At 56.7% G+C, this 17,800-nt stretch carries 13 protein-coding genes; 10 read left to right on the forward strand and 3 right to left on the reverse strand.

The window, feature by feature from the left end:
• Positions 1-116: 116 nt before the first annotated feature.
• Genes HP566_RS05595 through HP566_RS05605 form a run of 3 tightly spaced genes read right to left on the reverse strand, consistent with a single transcriptional unit; the run spans position 117 to position 2,587 of the window.
• A complete protein-coding gene (locus HP566_RS05595) occupies positions 117-1,274 on the reverse strand; it encodes a M20 aminoacylase family protein (RefSeq protein ID WP_249976277.1) in 1,158 nt (385 codons plus the stop codon).
• 10 nt (positions 1,275-1,284) lie between these two features.
• Complete coding sequence (locus HP566_RS05600) at positions 1,285-1,779, reverse strand: hypothetical protein (protein WP_249976278.1); 495 nt, start codon at positions 1,777-1,779, stop codon at positions 1,285-1,287.
• The gene (locus tag HP566_RS05605; RefSeq protein WP_249976279.1) at positions 1,769-2,587 is read right to left on the reverse strand and encodes a DUF3100 domain-containing protein; all 819 of its coding nucleotides are present in this window, start codon (positions 2,585-2,587) and stop codon (positions 1,769-1,771) included. The genes HP566_RS05600 and HP566_RS05605 overlap by 11 nt, the downstream gene beginning before the upstream one ends.
• Positions 2,588-2,843: 256 nt before the next feature.
• Between HP566_RS05605 and HP566_RS05610 the strand changes: the two genes are divergently transcribed.
• The 10 genes from HP566_RS05610 to rbbA all read left to right on the forward strand — a co-directional run bounded on the left by HP566_RS05610 (position 2,844) and on the right by rbbA (position 17,799).
• Positions 2,844-3,806 carry a helix-turn-helix transcriptional regulator gene (locus tag HP566_RS05610; protein WP_249976280.1) on the forward strand — a complete coding sequence of 321 codons (963 nt, stop codon included), beginning with the start codon at positions 2,844-2,846 and terminating at the stop codon, positions 3,804-3,806.
• Between the two features lie 167 nt (positions 3,807-3,973).
• The gene (locus HP566_RS05615) at positions 3,974-6,184 is read left to right on the forward strand and encodes a TonB-dependent siderophore receptor (protein WP_249976281.1); all 2,211 of its coding nucleotides are present in this window, start codon (positions 3,974-3,976) and stop codon (positions 6,182-6,184) included.
• 22 nt (positions 6,185-6,206) lie between these two features.
• Positions 6,207-7,193 carry a Fe2+-enterobactin ABC transporter substrate-binding protein gene (gene fepB / locus HP566_RS05620; RefSeq protein WP_249976282.1) on the forward strand — a complete coding sequence of 329 codons (987 nt, stop codon included), beginning with the start codon at positions 6,207-6,209 and terminating at the stop codon, positions 7,191-7,193.
• Complete coding sequence (locus HP566_RS05625) at positions 7,190-8,212, forward strand: FecCD family ABC transporter permease (protein ID WP_249976283.1); 1,023 nt, start codon at positions 7,190-7,192, stop codon at positions 8,210-8,212. Before fepB ends, HP566_RS05625 begins: the two co-directional genes overlap by 4 nt.
• Positions 8,209-9,252: a FecCD family ABC transporter permease gene (locus tag HP566_RS05630; RefSeq protein WP_249976284.1), complete on the forward strand. Its 1,044-nt coding sequence runs from the start codon at positions 8,209-8,211 to the stop codon at positions 9,250-9,252. The genes HP566_RS05625 and HP566_RS05630 overlap by 4 nt, the downstream gene beginning before the upstream one ends.
• Positions 9,253-9,278: 26 nt before the next feature.
• Entirely contained in the window at positions 9,279-10,103 is an 825-nt protein-coding gene (locus tag HP566_RS05635) for an ABC transporter ATP-binding protein (RefSeq protein WP_249976285.1), read from the forward strand.
• A 29-nt stretch (positions 10,104-10,132) separates the two neighbouring features.
• A complete protein-coding gene (locus HP566_RS05640; protein ID WP_249976286.1) occupies positions 10,133-11,464 on the forward strand; it encodes an NtaA/DmoA family FMN-dependent monooxygenase in 1,332 nt (443 codons plus the stop codon).
• Between the two features lie 115 nt (positions 11,465-11,579).
• The gene (gene yccS / locus HP566_RS05645; protein WP_249976287.1) at positions 11,580-13,784 is read left to right on the forward strand and encodes a YccS family putative transporter; all 2,205 of its coding nucleotides are present in this window, start codon (positions 11,580-11,582) and stop codon (positions 13,782-13,784) included.
• A gap of 212 nt (positions 13,785-13,996) precedes the next feature.
• Positions 13,997-15,073 (forward strand): HlyD family secretion protein, encoded by a 1,077-nt coding sequence (locus HP566_RS05650; RefSeq protein ID WP_249976288.1) that lies wholly within the window; start codon positions 13,997-13,999, stop codon positions 15,071-15,073.
• Positions 15,070-17,799 (forward strand): ribosome-associated ATPase/putative transporter RbbA, encoded by a 2,730-nt coding sequence (gene rbbA / locus HP566_RS05655; protein WP_249976289.1) that lies wholly within the window; start codon positions 15,070-15,072, stop codon positions 17,797-17,799. The genes HP566_RS05650 and rbbA overlap by 4 nt, the downstream gene beginning before the upstream one ends.
• Position 17,800: the final 1 nt, after the last annotated feature.

The raw sequence follows: 17,800 nt of genomic DNA on the forward strand, positions 1-17,800 counted from the left end.
GCACTCTTTAGATGAGATCGCTTTGATTAAATGCCTTGCTTGGCGCAGTCGTTCCCCTACCCATAAGGGCATATCCAGGAGCAACTAGCGGTAAACGTAATTAAAGTGGGACGAAGCTAAACGAGCAGCGTATTCACCAACTCCACCCAGTAGCGAGCCCCAAGTGGCAGCAGCGCGTCGTTAAAGTCGTAATAGGGGTTATGCAGTGAGGCGGACTCTTTGCCGTTTCCCATCCAGATATAGGCACCAGGACGTTCCGCCAACAGAAAAGAGAAATCCTCAGATGCCATACTGGGCGGCGGGTTACGCCGTACGTTATCGCTTCCCAGCAGCCGTTCCAGCACCGTTGCACACTGTTCGGCGTGTGCTGGTGTATTGATGGTGGCGGGGTAACAGCGCTGATAATCCAGTGCCGCCCGTAAGCCATGGAAGGCTGACAAATGCGTAATTGCCTCTTTAAAGCGCGCCTCAAGACGCTCTTTTAGCGCCATATCAAAGCAGCGCAGCGTGCCACGTAGCGTCACCTGCTCGGGAATAACGTTGAAGGTATCGCCGCCGTGAATACTGGTAACACTAAGTACCGCTGATTTATCCGGCGGCGTCTCACGGCTGATTAAGCCTTGTAACTGGCTTACCAGCTGACAGCTGGCCAATACCGTATCGATCCCCAGATGCGGCATGGCGGCATGGCAGCCTTTGCCGGTTAAGGTGAGTGTGAAGATATCAAACGCCGCCATCACGGCAGTATCGTGTACCGCCGCCTCTCCTACCGCCAAACCAGGCCAGTTATGCAGACCATATATCGCATCCATTGGGAAGCGCTCAAACAAACCATCCTCCACCATGGCACGCCCACCACCTTCGTTCTCTTCCGCTGGCTGGAAGATAAACACCACCCGCCCTTTAAAGTCAGGCTGCTGTTTCAATGCCCAGGCTGCACCCAGCAGCATGGCCGTATGGCCATCGTGGCCGCAGGCATGCATCTTGCCCGGCGTTTTAGAGGCATAAGCCAGGCCGGTCTCTTCGCGAATATCCAGCGCGTCGATATCTGCCCGCAGCCCGATGGTTTTACCTTCACCCAGCCGACCATCCAGCACCGCTACCACACCGGTGCCAGCAATACCGGTAGTGACTTCAAGCCCCCACTCATTTAGCAGTGACGCAATGCGCTCGCTGGTACGATGCTCTTCAAACGCCGTTTCAGGGTACTGGTGAAAGTCATGTCGCCATGCTTCCAGTTGCGTGCTTTCCGGCAGGCAAAGTGATGCCTTCATGGTCTTATCCTTAGAGCATTATGTGAGCGACAACCGCGGAACCTATGAAAGTTCCGGTAAAGACCAACAGGGCCACCAGTATCAACTTCCAGCCGGTTTGCTTAAACATGCTAAATTCCCGCCCAGTGAGGGCAAGCCCGGCATAGGCGAGCACCGGGGTGACCACCGCAAGGAAATCCACCTCAGCCAGCCGGGCAATAATCCAGCCATTACCAGGGAAGACAGGGAGCGTTGCCAGAATACTGATCAGCGACACCCAGGCCACACTGGGCAGGTAGAACGGGCATAGACGGCCAATCACCAGGCCAATGATCACCATGGCATAGAGAATGAGCATTCCCGGCAGCGCATCCAATAGCGGTGCACCATTTACCAGGTTACTGAACCAGGCAGATACGCAGACCGCCGCCAGAACCAAGGCGGTCTTGCCCAGTTGATTCTCAGGGCGTAACTCCTTCAGGGCTTCGGCGTCGAACTGATCCACCGCGGTTTCATTAGCTTTCATGACGCGCCTCCACATGCGAGTTGCCTTTCAGGCGCTTGTACATCCACTCGGTAATGGGTAATGCAATAAACAGAGAAATATAGAGCCCCGTTGCATAGGTCAGCAGATTACTGGCCCCGGCAAAGGCAAGTAGCTCATCCCTTGATGCAGGCACTGCTTCAGCCAGCGCCGCCGAGCAGGCCGCCACCATACTGCCACTGCCGACACCACAGGCCATGGCAAGGGCACGGATATCGAGAATATCCAGCGACGCAATGTAGCCCGCCATCAGGGCAAAATAGAGCGTGCCAAACATGGTGCCGACAACGTACACGCCCATAATGCCGACACCTTCCGGGCTTCTTAGTCCGTAACGGTCTGAAATAATGGCAATATTCGGTTCACGCGCAATCGAGTAGGTAGCCCCCACCGCTTCGCGTCCCATTTTGAGCACCAAAACGGCAAACGGTAGCGCCAGCAGCATGGTGCCCAGGTTGCCAAGCTCCTGGAGAATAAGCGCAGGGCCTGCGGCAATAATCTGCTCTATGGCGGGGCCAATGGTGGACCCAAACTTGGCAATAAACGGCAGAATCGCGATCAGAATAACCGGACCCGCCGCATGACTGACCGGCTTGGGAATGATGTTGCCCATGCCTGAAAACAAGTGGGGATTGAACAACACGCCGATAACAAACGCATAAAGCAGCGGTAATAAGAGGAGCGTTCCTGGCCCAAGGGGCATTCGTAAGATGCCTATCCATTCAGCAAACATGGACGTCACAATCACCAGCAGGTGAAGACGCCAGTCCAGCAGTAGTTTTAGATCCATGGGAGTGATCCTGTTTTTTTAGAGTCACTCCGAGTATCGAAAGGTTACTGTTTCAATCATAGAGCTTTTGTGCGCTATTTTTTAGAACACACTTTAAGTTGATGAGAGTTTGCTCTCATCCTATGGGGCTTAAAATGTGCAGGTAAATGAAGAATGAAAACATCTACAAGAACGCTAATGAAAATAATTATCAATTAATGTTTTCTATTGTATGATGCCTTTACCCCGTCACTCACCCTTGTGTCTCGCTTCTTTTATGACCAGAGCGCTCTGTTCTTATCTCAATGGCCCTCGCTCTTATGCAAAGTTGGAGCCCACTCCCATACCCAGCCGAGGGCATCGTCTGCTGCGGCCCGGCCTGAGCCTGTACTTCGAGCGTGGTATTGAGGCACAGGACGCCGAACGTAACGCTAATCTGGATAACAGCATCAGCCTAGTAATGCTGCTGGAGGGAGAGCTGGATCTACGCTTTGGAAACCAGCACTTGAAGCTCAATGCAGGCCGCTATGGCAGCAATAAAGTCTTCTCGCCAACCATGGCCCTGGTGACGATTAACCAGGTCGAATCGTTTTGCCGGACGACAAGACAAGGTGATTTTTCAAGGCGTATTAGCCTTAACCTGAGTCACAAGTGGCTAGAACAATCGCTGTGTGGCGATACCATCGACGACACTTCGGCAACGGCTGCTCAGTTAGAGAAACACTTGAGCACTCGGCAGTGGAAAGCCTCATCCCGTGCTTGCGAACTAGCGGAGCAGATGTTGACGCCACCACCGCTACCCCCTGAATTAATCAGCCTCTACCTCGAAAGTCGTGCGCTTGATCTCTTCCTGGACGCATGGTCACACTGTACCCGCAATCAAGACAGCCGCCCCGCTCGAGGTATCAGCACGCGCAATTACTACCGCATGTGCGAACTGGCAAGCTGGTTAAAGGCTAACACTAACATCCACCTAAGCCTTGAGCAGATAGCCACTGAGGCGAATACGACCACCGCCACCCTACAGCGCCACTTTCGCCAAGCCCACGGGCTTAGCGTATTCGAGTTTTTGCAGCATGCCCGTCTGGAAAAGGCGCGCCTGGCACTACAAAGTGAGGGAATTAGCGTCAGTGAGGCATCCGACATGGCGGGTTATTCACATACCACCAGTTTCTCTACCGCCTTCAAGCGCCACTTTGGTATATCGCCCAAGCAGGTCTTCACCAGAAAAGCGCGTTAGTGCCGCCACCCTGCGACTTTCTTTTTACCCATACGCCTCCAACAGGCAACGGTTGCTTGCTTGAAAAATGATGGGCGTGCCTATGTTTTTGCCTACCTCGCCTAAGACACCAAACGACCAGCATGTAAAAATAATGCGAATAACTATCAATCGCGGTGAGCATTTGCATGATATTCCGATCGCATTATCACACCCCCCGATACAAGGTATTGCCACTCTGCTTACTGTTGGCAGGCAGTAGCACGACGGCCAGCCCACTGTTTGCGCAGACTCAAAGCGATGACGATATCGAACTCAGCCCCCTAACAGTGAATGCCTACCGCGCTGCGGATACCATCAGCGCCGCTACCAAAACGGATACGCCACTGGTCGAAACACCACAGTCGGTAACGGTTATTGAGCGCAACGAGCTGGATGCGCGAGGCGTACAAAATCTCAACGAGGCAGCTCGCTATACAGCAGGAGTTCTGCCAGAAAGCCAAGGCATCGATAACCGCGTAGATGATCTCTATATTCGCGGCTTCGATGCGGGCAGTTTCAGCAATAACGTCACGTTGGACGGGTTACGCATTCCCTCCAACGGCAGCAATAGCTGGAACCGGGCAGCCTTCAATACTTGGAACCTGGAGCGTGTCGAAGTGCTGAAAGGCCCCTCTAGTGTTCTCTACGGGCAAATCGCACCCGGTGGGATGGTCAATCAGGTCAGCAAGGTGCCCACACTCGATCAGGCACAGCAGTTGCGCCTGCAGCTGGACGAGCACGGCCGCTATCAGAGCGCGTTTGATGTAGGGGGCGCCAACGGTAGCGAACGGGCGCGCTGGCGTCTGGTCGGCCTATTCAGCGATGGCGATACGCAAATCGATGAAACCAGCTATCAGCACTGGTTCCTGGCCCCGAGCGCTACTTTTACCTTTAACGATGACACCACTCAGTTGACCCTGCTGGGCACCTACCAGGAAAACGACGGTGGCAGCACCTTCCAGTTCCTACCCTATCAAGGCACTGTGGTTCCTGCCGCTGACGGCTATATCGATAACACCACCTTCCTCGGTGAGCCCGGCTGGAACACCTACGACCGCACGCTGTGGACCGCTGGCTGGCAGTTGGAGCACATGCTGAACGAACGCTGGAAACTTGACCAGAACGCGCGCTATACCCACGTTGACTCGCTCTATCAGGCGTCGGTGGGCAATGGTGTGCGCGGCGCGCCGCTAACGGAACTGAATACCCTCGGAGATGGGCGCATTCTGGCGCGGCGGGCAGTACAGGGCGAAGGCGAAGCCAAGGGGTACAGCATCGATACCCGCCTGGAGGGAGAAATCGAAACAGGCGATGTCGTCCACCGGGTGCTGGCTGGCGTCGACTGGCAGAAGAGCGACTGGTCTTTCTTCCGCCAAGCCGCTAGCGTCGATCCCAACGCTATCGCCATTGATGTCTATAACCCGGTCTATACTCATTTCGACTTCGCGCCGACGCTTGTCGCTCAAACCTCGACCGAAGAAACCGACGAGCAACGGGGTATCTATCTACAGAACCAGTTGGCCTGGAATCAATGGCGCCTGACCATTGGTGGCCGCTATGACTGGTTTGAAATCGACTCGCTGAATCGCCTCACCGATACCCGCTCGGTCACCGACGATCAGGCCTTTACCGCTCGCGCCGGGCTGGCTTATCTCTTCAATAACGGCTTCGCGCCTTACGTCAGCTACGCCGAATCCTTCCAACCTGCTACCGGAACCACCCGCGACGGCAACACTTTCGAGCCGACCATCGGCACCCAGTGGGAGGTGGGCGTCAAGTACGAACCCCGAAATATCGACGGCATGATTACGCTGTCGGCCTACGACCTGCGCCAGCAGAATGTGCTCACCGCCGACCCCCGCAACGATGCCGACGAAAGCTTCCAGGTACAGACCGGCGAAGTACAGATTCGCGGTATCGAGCTGGAGGGCAGGGTCACGCCCACACCGGGCTTCAGCGTGATCGGCGCGCTCACTCGTTTCGACTCGGAAGTGACACGTAACAACGACGGATACCAGGGCAACCGCATGAGCCGGGTGCCGGACTGGATGGGTTCGCTTTGGCTTGATTACTCCTTCTGGGGTGGGCCGCTTAACGGTTTGAGCGTCGCCGCAGGTGCACGCTATGTGGACGAAACCTACGGTGATCTGGGCAACTACCTGCATATTCCCGATTATACATTGTACGACGCCGCAATTCGTTACGATGTCGGCCGGGTGGGCAATACGAATCTGGAGCTGTCGCTCAATGCCAGCAACCTGACCGACGAACGCTATGTCGCCACCTGTAACGCCGCCACCTCATGCTATTACGGCAGTGGCCGCACAGTGACTGCCAGCGTCAACCTCTATTGGTAACCTACGCACTTCGGGAGACGCCATGATGCGCTTTTTACCTGCTAGCTTTCGGCCTCCATTAGTGCGTCATCTACTACGCCCTCGACAGCGTGAGGTAAGAATAATCCTTACTCTGCTAGGGCTACTGGTCTGCTCGCTTGCCCAGGCAAGCAGCTGGCCACGCAGCGTTCACAGCGATGATGGCGTTACGCTACAGCTTACAGCGCCGCCCGAGCGCATTCTCTCCACCTCAGTCACCTTGACCGGTATCCTGCTGCCTATTGGGGCGCCAGTGGTAGCCAGCGCCGCCGACGCTAACGGGGCTTTCTTTGCCCAGTGGGCAGAGGTGGCTCATCAGCGCGGCGTGGAAAATCTCTGGCCTGCCGGAAGCATTGATCTGGAGGCTATCTATGCCTTACAACCGGATCTGATTCTGGTCTCCGCCAACGGCGCCGATTCCGCCCTGGAGCAGATTGACGAGCTGCGTGCCATCGCTCCCACGCTGGTACTCAACTACGGCCAGCGCAACTGGCAGACGCTGACTCTGGTACTGGCGGATGTGCTAGAGCGACGGGAGGTTGCCGATCGCCTGCTGGAAAGTTTCGATCAGCGGCTTGCCGATACCCGCCAGCAGTTGGTTCTTCCCGTCGGCACTGCCAATATCATCAGCTACAACGGCCCCGGAATTACCAATCCCATCGCCATGGATGACGGTACCCATGCGCGCCTGCTCGCCTCACTGGGCGTTGATATTGAGGGGGCAAATCCACACTGGCATGCAGGATTCGACACGCCGGGCGACTTTGTACGTACCGAATATGAGTATCTGACGCAGTTAAAGTCTCCCACGACGTTTCTACTGCGTCGTGACCAGGACGACATCGCACCCTTTGTAGACGACCCTATCCTCGCCAATCTCCCCTCCATACGGTCAGGGCAGGTTTACGGCCTGGGCTCCAACTCGTTTCGAATCGATTATTACAGTGCCCTTGAGATCATCGAGGGTATGCGAGAGAACTTCAGCCCTTGAACCACATAGGCTCTTCCAACTGTCAGCAGCTCAATTGGGGGACACCGCTTGCATACGGAGCAGGCCTTTCCCTTCTCGTACTGCTAAGTACCGCGATCGGTACCCACGATATTGCACCTGCCGTAGTGTGGCAGGCGTTGGTTCACTTTGACCCGACGCAAAGCGACCATCTGCTGATTCGTTACTTGCGTCTGCCGCGTGCACTGCTGGCTATCCTGATCGGTGCGGGACTGGCGGCAGCGGGTGTCATCATGCAGGCACTGACACGCAACCCACTGGCAGACCCCGGCATTTTGGGCGTGAATGCCGGGGCTTCCGTGGCAGTCGCCTCCGGCATCGCGATGCTGGGCATCACCACCCCCCTGGGGCTGCTTATTTTCGGCATGGCAGGTGCCGCCGTGACAGGCCTGCTGATTCTCCTGCTGAGCAGCCTGCGCCTGGGAGGCGATCCGATACGCGTTGTTCTGGCCGGTACAGCGATTTCTGCCGTTTTGCTGGCACTCACCCACATCATTACCCTCAACAGCCAAGAGCAGGTATTCGATCAGTTTCGCCACTGGGCGGTCGGCGCCCTTCAGGGGCGCGGTCATAGCGTGCTGCTACCGCTAGCCATACCTATGCTGATCGGCTTGACGCTCACCCTGCTGCTGAGCCATTCGCTCGACACCCTGGTACTCGGTCGTGAGCTTGGCCGCGCGCTAGGGGTTCATGTTCAGCGTACTTGGTTAACCGCCGGGCTGGTGGTCATTCTACTCACGGGGGGCGCCACTGCTGCTGCGGGGCCGATCGCTTTCATTGGGCTTACCGCCCCCCACCTGGCACGCTTCTTGGTCGGAGCGAGTCATCGGCGACTGCTGCCCCGCGCGATGTTGATCGGCGCCGTACTGATGCTGGCCGCCGACACTCTGGGTCGGCGTATCGCCCACCCCGGAGAAGTCAGCGTGGGTATCATGATCGCGTTAATCGGCGGCCCCTTTCTGGTAGGGCTAGCAAGACGCAGGAGCCTGGCGCAGCTATGAAGGGAATCGCCACGACACGCCGCATATATCGACTGGGTTCGCTCTCCATCGGCATAGCGCCGCGGGTACTACTCATCAACGTGGTGTTGCTATTCATGGTCATCGTACTGGCCGTCAGCCTGCTGATGCTGGGACGTATGTCGCTATCCCCCGCCCAGGTCATTGAAGTGCTAGTGGCCCCCCAGTCGACGGGTATCGAGGGTCGCATCGTGTGGGGCATTCGTCTGCCACGCGTGTTGACCGGCCTCTTTGCCGGTGCTGCGCTGGGTGTCTCCGGTGCCATTTTTCAGTCGATTTCGCGTAATGCTCTTGGCTCACCGGACATTATCGGCTTCACCACAGGCTCAGCGACAGGTGCTATCGCATATATCGTACTGGTGGGGCAGCACACGCTCGGTATTCTGCTGGCGACCGTTGCAAGCGGAACGTTGACCGCGCTAGTGGTGTATCTGCTGGCGCGCCGTCAGGGTCAGGTCGACAGCTATCGCCTGGTACTGATAGGGATTGGCGTTGGCGCCACCCTGAGCGCACTGAACAGTCTTCTACTGGTGAAAGGCAATCTCGACAGCGCCGTGCAGGCCAATGTCTGGCTAGCAGGCTCACTCAATGCACGCCACTGGATCCATGCCCTGCCACCGTTGATAGGCACTCTGACACTGCTGCCAATAGCGCTATACGCAGCGCGTGCATTGAGCATGATCGAAATGGGTGACGATGTATCCCGTCAACTAGGCGTATCGGTCGAACGGACCCGACGGTCAATGATCTTCTGTGGTGTCGTGCTGGCTGCGCTGGCCACCGGTGCCGTCGGCCCGATCGCATTCATTGCCCTGGCCGCCCCGCAACTGATCACGCGACTAACCCGCACCCCTGGCGTTCCCATACTGGGCGCAGCGGTCATGGGGGCAGCTCTGCTGCTATCGGCTGACCTGATAACCCAGTACCTCCCTGGGCAGTTGATCCTGCCGATTGGTCGTATCACCGCCATTGCAGGTGGCATCTACCTGCTCTGGCTCTTGACTCGTCGCCACCCTCGTTAATGCCGTGTGATAGAGAAAACTCACTGATGAACACACCCTTCACTTCACAGACCCTGGCGCCTCACTCCTGGCGTCTGCAGGCCAACAGCATAAGCCTGGCCTACAGCAACACCGTCATCGTGAGCGAGTTGAGTGTCACACTCCCCGATGCGCGCATGACCGTGATCATCGGTCCCAACGGCTGCGGCAAATCTTCCCTACTACGGGCTCTCGCAGGAATCCTGACACCCACCCAGGGGCAGGTTCTGCTCGACGGCAGACCGCTGCAGCGCTACACCACCCGCGAACGCGCCCGGCAGGTGGGGCTTTTACCGCAGGTATCCACCGCTCCCGCCGGTATTACCGTGCTGGATCTGATCTCCCGAGGCCGCTTTCCCCACCAAGGATGGCTCCGCCAGTGGAGCGAAGAGGACGAGTTCGCCGTCACCCACGCCTTGGCACTTACTCGGCTGACGGGTATGGAACATCGCCGAGTCGACGAACTCTCGGGTGGACAGCGCCAGCGCGTCTGGCTGGCTTTGGTGTTGGCGCAGAATCCCTGCATCATGTTGATGGATGAACCGACGACCTATCTCGATATCGCGCACCAGCACGAAGTGCTGGAGCTATGCCTGCAACTCAACCGCAGTCAACGACATACCCTGGTCATGGTGCTGCACGACCTCAATCAGGCAGCCCGCTACGCAGACCATATCATTGCCATGAAGGATGGGAAAATTGCGGCAGCGGGCACGCCTTCTGAAGTGATTCACCCAACAGTGCTGGCTCATGTATTCGATATCGACGCCCACATCATGACCGACCCCATCACCCATACCCCCATGGTCGTTCCCATTCCCACACGACCCTAATAGTCACGACTCATCACCAGGAAATTTACATGTCTCGCGTACCCCCTACCAACAGGCCGTTATGTATCGGTTTATCACTTGCTATAACGTGGCTAACTGGAAACAGCTGGCGTCGAACCGATAGTCTGATCGAAGCGATTCACGATCCGGATTTCTACACAGAGTTTGCCCAAATGGCCGAACAAGCTCACATGGACTTTCTGTTTCGGCCTGATTCCCTGTTCGTCGACCCCGATGTACTGGCACATGCACCCGGCTTCAGTAGCCTCGATCCCACGCTACTGATGGCCGCTCTGGCACAGAAGACGTGCCGTATCGGCCTGGTGACAACGGCTTCCACCACCTTCATTCCGCCTTACCTGCTCGCCCGTCAGCTACAGTCGTTGCACCACATCAGCCATGGACGAGCAGGCTGGAACGTCGTCACCGCCCTAGATGGTCAGCAAAATTTTGGCATCGAGAGCATGCCATCAGCGGACGAGCGCTATGCCCGCGCCGATGAGTGTGTCAACGTTGTCCGCCAGCTGTGGTCAGGCTATCCCGGCTCAGCACTGCTGCATGACCGCCGTCGCGGCCGCTATGCGGATCGCCAGCAGATTGCCACCCTCGACCACCATGGCCACTTTTTCGACATCAAGGGGCCACTGACCCTGCCTTCTCACCCGGCGGGTGATGTCCCCCTCTTTCAAGCCGGTGCCTCCGACACCGGACGCGATTTTGCCGCCCGCATTGCGGATGCCATCTTCGCGGCTACCCCCAGTCTGGCTGCTGCATTGGAATTACGTAAAGACATCCAATCACGAGCCATGCACCATGGCCGTAGTGCATCAGCAGTTCGGGTACTGCCAGGGCTCAGCCTGTTTCTCGGCGATACGCGTGAAGAGGCGCAGGAGCTGTACCAGTCGTCGCTGAGCGAGCATATCGAAAGCCGTCAACACGCGTTTCTACATCAGACGCTGGGCATTGATGTATCTACGTTCGCCCCCGCCCAGCGCATCACTCAGGCGATGCTTCCGCCTCTCGACCACCCTGTAAGGAGCCGTACCCACTCCAACCTGCTGCGCCAACTCGTGGCCCGCGAGTCGCCAACGGTGGCCTCTTTGCTTAAGCGTCCCGAAGCATCTGGTTCGGCCCACTGGCAAGTGGTGGGAACTGTTGAAGACGCGTTGGTGGCTATTGAGCACTGGCATGCTGCAGGTGCTATTGACGGCTTTATTGCTCTACCTGGTGGCAGCATACGTTCACTGGAACTCACCTGTCAGGCACTGGTGCCAGCACTGGCTGAACGAGGGCTGTTTCGCAATGCCTATCGTGGCTCTACGCTGCGTGACCATTTAGGCCTCGCACAAGCAGGAAAGTGATATTCAACAGGCAGAGAAGAGAAAACGTACCAATCAGGCACTAAGATTATGGGAGAGAAATCTACCTCACAAAGGTTATACTAAGGTCTAATAACAGTGACCCATAAGAGACCCTATGCCAATCTCTCTGCCTTTGCGGCGTCTTTGGACTCTCGACAAGTTTGCCTACAGCCTGCGCGTCTTCATTGCCTTCAGCGGCGCCCTCCTGCTGGGCCTGCTCAAGGGTGATATCGCGCTGGTTATCCCTCTGTTCCTGGGCATCATTGCCTGCGCACTGTCTGAAACTGATGACAGCTGGCAGGGGCGGCTGCAGGCTCTGGCCGTCACCCTGGCCTGCTTTGCACTGACCTCCTTCGTGGTTCAGTGGCTGTTTTCCTGGCCCTGGTTATTCGCTTTGTGGCTCGCAATCTCAGCCTTCACACTGATTATGCTGGGTGCCATTGGCCAACGTTACGCCACCATTGCCTCGGGGACGCTGATCCTGTCCATCTATTCGATGATCAATATCGAGCAGCATGGCGGTGTCGACCAGGATGTGACCTCTCAACAGCTGTTACTGATTGCCGGTGCGGCCTGGTATGGGGTGATATCGGTGACCTGGTGCGCGCTGTTTTCCCGCCAACCCGTCAAGCAGAGCATGGCCAGGGTCTACAAGTCGCTTGGTGAGTTTCTGATTTTAAAATCAGCGCTGTTCGAGCCGGTACGCGGAGTGGATGTGCAGGCACGTCGTATCGCGCTTGCGCGCCAGAATGGACATGTGGTTGCAGCGCTCAACCAGGCCAAGGAGATGATTTTTCGGCGCCTTGAGGGACAACGAGGCAGCCGCAAGTTAAATCGCTACCTGCAAATCTACTTCATCGCTCAGGATATCCATGAGCGAGCCAGTTCAACGCATTATCCTTACAGTGCCCTGACCGAAGCCTTTTTTCATCATGATGTGCTGTTTCGCTGCCAGCGTTTACTGGATCAGCAGGGGCGGGCCTGCCGACAGTTGGCCAAGTCACTGCTGCTGAACCGTCCGTTCGACCACCAGCAGAGCGAGGAAGCACTGGTTGACCTGCGTGCCTCCATCGATAACCTGAGTGAGCGGGGCAATCCCCAGTGGAAGCCCTTGATACGCCCTCTGAATGCCCTGGCAGATAACCTCACCACCCTGGAAGCTCAGATCGCCAGCGCCCATAACCCAGATGCCAACGAAGAGGGCCGCGACAGCTCACTGTTTGACAGATCTCCCCAAAGCCTGCTGGAAGCCTGGAAGCGTGTACGCCTCAACCTGACGACCGGATCACCCACCTTTCGTCACGCGGTGCGTCTCGCCATCGCCCTGGTTACCGGTTACGCCATTTTGCAGTGGATCGACCCTCAACAAGGCTTCTGGATATTACTGACCACCTTGTTTGTCTGCAGACCCAATTACGCCACTACACGGCGTTTTCTGGTTCAGCGTATTAGCGGTACAATGCTCGGCCTGCTGGTAGGCTGGGCATCCATCACACTGTTCCCCCAGCCCATCATTCAAAGCATGATTGCCGTCGCGGCGGGCGTTGCATTTTTCGCCAACCGTGAGAAACGCTACGTGGTGGCGACCGCATCGATTACGCTGCTCGTACTGTGCAGTTTCAATCAGGTAGGCGACGGATTTGATCTGATATGGCCACGGCTTTTCGACACCCTGTTAGGCTCACTGATTGCCGGTCTGGCGGTATTCTTTATTCTGCCGGATTGGCGGGGAAGGCGACTGTACCGGGAAGCTGCCAACGTGCTGCAAAACCACTGCCGTTATCTGGAAGAGATCATCCACCAGTACGAAGAAGGCAAACAGGACGATCTGGCGTATCGTCTGGCGCGGCGTAATGCCCATAATGCAGATGCCGCCTTCTCCACTCGCTTAACCAATATGCTGCATGAACCGGAACACTTCACCCGGCAGGATGCCGATAATGGCCTGCGTTTCCTGGTGCTCACCAACACACTGCTAAGCCACTTATCGGCACTCGGTGCGCACCGGCACCAGCTTGCGGCAGATGAGGAGGATGCAGCTCTCGTGCCGGTTGCCAAACGGATGATTGAGATTTTGCAGCATATGGCTGCGCAACTGGAAAAGCGCCAGCCCGTTGAAGACCTACAGGAAGCCGCCATGGCGTTACTGGAAACCCTGGATGAGCAGAGCCTGGATGCTTCCGCCACCCTATACCGACCGATTCTCAGCCAGCTGCGGCTACTGGCTGAACAATTAGCCCCTCTGGGGGAGGCAGCGACACGTTTGGTGAGTAAGTCCGACGCAGCCTCCTCGGAGCCAGTAACCGCATCACGATCTTGACCAGACTTGGTTGTATCAATATCACCCAACACATAAACATAAGGCCGATATTTGTCCAGGCAGCACTGCTTCAAAAGGACATGGCATCCTGCTGTACATCAGTATATTTCGATAGGCGGCATGCCATGATGTATTAATGATCAACATGTTGTATGTGCTCTTCGCCTGAAAACGTTTAATATTAATTATCATTATCGCTTGAGTGAGTCACCATGCCTCTAACCGGTAAAAAGTCGCTCATCTGGGTTGCTATCGCTGCGCTAGCGCTGGCCGTTGTTGGCTACATACTGTGGCAAAGCCTTGCCCCTCAGGGATACGGGTCTGCCATTGCCAGCGGTAACGGGCGCCTGGAGGCCACGGAAATCGATATTGCGACCAAGCAGGCAGGTCGAATCGAGGAAATACTGGTTGAGGAGGGCGAATTCGTCGAAGCAGGCCAGCTCGTGGCGCGTATGAACACCAATACGCTCCAGGCAGAGTTACGCCAGGTGGAGGCAGAGCTGCAACGCAGCCAGAACGCGTTACAAACCGCCCGTGCGAACGTTGCTCAAAGCGAGAGTTATCTAGCGGCTGCCGAAGCGACGGTGCATCAACGCCAGGCAGAACAGAATGCTGCCCGACAGCGTTACGAACGCTCCAACAGCCTGTTGCAGCGTAACGTCATTTCCCACCAGCAAGTGGATGATGACCGGGCTGCCATGCTAAGTGCTCAAGCGGCTGTCTCGGCATCACAGGCGCAAGTCGCCGCCGCACAAGCGCAGGTAGCCGCTTCCCGCTCACAAGTGATCGAATCCGAGTCGGCCATCGCCGCCGCCCAGGCCAATGTGGAGCGCGTTCAAAGCGAAATTGACGATAGCCTACTGCATGCCGACCGGCTGGCCCGGGTACAGTACCGTATTGCCGAGCCGGGAGAAGTACTGGGAGCGGGCGGCAAAGTCATCAATTTGGTGGACCTGACCGACGTTTATATGACGTTTTTCCTACCCACCGCCGAGGCAGGACAAGTGTCGCTGGGTGACGATGTACACCTGATACTTGATGCGCTTCCCAACTATGTTATTCCTGCGCGTGTCAGCTTTGTTTCCAGCGTCGCCCAGTTCACTCCCCGCACTGTTGAAACCAGTAGTGAACGTGAAAAGCTGATGTTTCGTATCCGTGCTCGCATTGATCCTGAGCTGTTGCGTGAGCATATTCAGGCGGTCAAAACCGGGGTACCAGGTACGGCCTACGTAAAGCTTGATGCCACTGTGGAATGGCCTGATGCCCTTCAGGTAAATGTGGCGCCATGAAGAGCATTGCCTCACTTACCGGCATCTCATTGCGGTATGGGCAAACACATGCACTCAAGGCGTTGACGCTGGAAATTCCCGCTCAGTGCATGGTTGGCCTGATTGGCCCGGATGGCGTTGGCAAGTCCAGCCTGATGGCGCTGATAGCGGGCGCCCGAAAACTTCAGCAAGGGGCACTGCAGGTGTTGGGCGGTGATATGGCCAGCACCGAACACCGGCGGCTTACCTGCCCCCGTATCGCCTATATGCCCCAGGGGCTGGGTAAGAATCTTTATCCCACCCTGACGGTGCGTGAAAACCTTGAGTTCTTTGGCCGCTTGTTCGGGCAGGACCAGCAGGAGCGCGAGCGCCGCATACAGGACCTTACCCGTAGTACTGGGCTTGAAGCCTTCACTGAACGCCCTGCAGGTAAGCTCTCGGGCGGTATGAAGCAGAAGCTTGGACTCTGCTGCGCGCTGATTCACGACCCTGACCTGTTGATTCTGGATGAACCCACCACTGGCGTTGACCCTCTCTCACGTAATCAGTTTTGGGAGCTGATTGCACGTATTCGCACTCAGCGCCCCACCATGAGTGTGCTGGTGGCAACTGCCTATATGGACGAGGCTCAAAACTTCGACTGGCTGATTGCCATGGATGCCGGAGCGGTACTGGCCGAAGGCCCTCCCCAACGCCTGCTGGAAAAAACCGCATCGGCGACACTGGAGGAGGCTTTCATCCAGTTGCTGCCACAGGAGAAGCGCCAAGACCATCACGAACTGCACATTCCTCCCCGCACCCCTAGCAGCGATATCGCTATTGAGGCCCATGGTCTCACCAAGCGGTTTGGTAATTTCACTGCCGTTGACCATGTTGACTTCAGGATTGAGCGTGGTGAAATTTTCGGTTTCCTGGGCTCCAACGGTTGTGGCAAATCCACCACCATGAAGATGCTCACCGGGCTGCTTCCCTTTGATGAGGGCGACGCCTTGCTGTTTGGTCAACCCGTCGACCCCAACAATCTGGCTACCCGACGCCGGGTCGGCTATATGTCCCAGGCCTTTTCACTCTACAGCGAGCTGACCGTTCGCCAGAACCTTGATCTCCACGCGCGGCTGTTCCAGCTCCCAGAGAGTCGCTACGCTATCCGCCGCGAACAGCTTTTCTCACGCTTTCAACTGCATGAGGTGGCCGACCAGTTACCCGAACGCTTGCCTTTAGGCATTCGGCAGCGCCTTTCGCTGGCGGTTGCCGTGCTACATGAGCCGGAAATCCTGATCCTTGATGAGCCTACGTCAGGCGTCGACCCCATTGCACGTGACCATTTCTGGCAACTGCTGATTGAAATGTCTCGCCAGCAGGGCGTCACTATTTTTATCTCGACACACTTTATGAATGAGGCGCTGCGCTGTGATCGTATTTCGCTGATGCATGCCGGACAGGTGCTCGACAGCGACACGCCGCAGGCATTGATGGCAAAACGCAGCTTTCAGACCCTGGAAGAGACGTTCATTGCCTACCTGGAGGAGGTTAATGACACTCCTCAACCCGCCAGCGGGAATGAACCACCGCCAACACCCGTCGCGGTTGAGCAGGGCCACGGGGCTGGTGCTCCCCCTCGTTTCAGTCTACGCCGTCTCTTCAGCTATGCCCGGCGTGAGGGCATGGAGCTTCGGCGCGACCCCATCCGAGCCACACTGGCACTGGCTGGCACATTAGTACTCATGTTCATCATCGGCTATGGCATCACCATGGATGTTGAAGAACTATCGTTTGCAGTATTGGATCGGGACCAGACCACCACCAGCCAGCACTACACCCTGAACCTGACAGGGTCACGCTACTTCAGCGAACAGCCACCGCTACAAAGTTACGATGACATGGAGCAACGCCTTCAACGCGGTGCAATATCGCTGGCGGTCGAGATACCGCCCAACTTCGGCCGCGACCTTAAGCGCGGCCACTCTCCCGAAGTGGGCTTCTGGATTGATGGCGCCATGCCTAGCCGTGCCAATACCATTCAGGGTTATGTGCAGGGTATCCACACCACCTATTTGCAGCAGTTGGCCCAGGAGGCCGGTGTAAACAGCACCTCTCTCGCCCCTATCGATATTGCCCTGCGCTATCGCTATAACCCTGATGTGCAGAGCCTTCCGGCCATGGTGCCGGCGGTCATACCACTACTGCTGATGATGATTCCTGCCATGCTGACAGCGCTGGGCGTGGTTCGTGAGAAAGAGTTGGGCTCGATTACCAATTTCTATGTAACCCCGGTAACACGCCTGGAGTTTCTGGCGGGCAAGCAACTGCCCTACGTCGCGATGGGCATGTTCAACTTCTTGCTATTGGTGCTGCTGTCTATTTTCATTTTCGGTGTACCCATCAAGGGGAATCTGCTGCTACTGGCACTGGGAGCGCTGCTCTATGTGCTGTGCGCCACCGGCCTGGGGCTATTGATATCGTCAATTTTCAGCAGTCAGATCGCAGCCATTTTCGGTACGGCGATTGTTACGTTGGTCCCTGCCGTTCAGTTTTCGGGAATGCTGCACCCCATCTCGTCACTTGAAGGGGCATCATGGCTGATCGGGCATCTGTATCCGACTGGTCACTTTCTTATCATCAGCCGGGGAATTTTCTCCAAGGCGTTAGGGTTTTCCGACCTATGGCCCTACTTTGCCGCCCTGTTCGTCACCATCCCAATCGTGGTGGCTCTTAGCCTTGCAGGTCTGAAAAAGCAGGAGCGATAAT

The organism is Vreelandella olivaria, assembly GCF_023507745.1.
Classification (GTDB): domain Bacteria; phylum Pseudomonadota; class Gammaproteobacteria; order Pseudomonadales; family Halomonadaceae; genus Vreelandella; species Vreelandella olivaria_A.

Coding starts and splice junctions, on each gene's coding strand:
- fepB (WP_249976282.1), top strand. CDS start 6,207: ATGATGCGCTTTTTACCTGCTAGCTTTCGGCCTCCATTAGTGCGTCAT.
- HP566_RS05640 (WP_249976286.1), top strand. CDS start 10,133: ATGTCTCGCGTACCCCCTACCAACAGGCCGTTATGTATCGGTTTATCA.
- HP566_RS05610 (WP_249976280.1), top strand. CDS start 2,844: ATGACCAGAGCGCTCTGTTCTTATCTCAATGGCCCTCGCTCTTATGCA.
- rbbA (WP_249976289.1), top strand. CDS start 15,070: ATGAAGAGCATTGCCTCACTTACCGGCATCTCATTGCGGTATGGGCAA.
- yccS (WP_249976287.1), top strand. CDS start 11,580: ATGCCAATCTCTCTGCCTTTGCGGCGTCTTTGGACTCTCGACAAGTTT.
- HP566_RS05615 (WP_249976281.1), top strand. CDS start 3,974: ATGATATTCCGATCGCATTATCACACCCCCCGATACAAGGTATTGCCA.
- HP566_RS05635 (WP_249976285.1), top strand. CDS start 9,279: ATGAACACACCCTTCACTTCACAGACCCTGGCGCCTCACTCCTGGCGT.
- HP566_RS05630 (WP_249976284.1), top strand. CDS start 8,209: ATGAAGGGAATCGCCACGACACGCCGCATATATCGACTGGGTTCGCTC.
- HP566_RS05605 (WP_249976279.1), bottom strand. CDS start 2,587: ATGGATCTAAAACTACTGCTGGACTGGCGTCTTCACCTGCTGGTGATT.
- HP566_RS05650 (WP_249976288.1), top strand. CDS start 13,997: ATGCCTCTAACCGGTAAAAAGTCGCTCATCTGGGTTGCTATCGCTGCG.
- HP566_RS05600 (WP_249976278.1), bottom strand. CDS start 1,779: ATGAAAGCTAATGAAACCGCGGTGGATCAGTTCGACGCCGAAGCCCTG.
- HP566_RS05595 (WP_249976277.1), bottom strand. CDS start 1,274: ATGAAGGCATCACTTTGCCTGCCGGAAAGCACGCAACTGGAAGCATGG.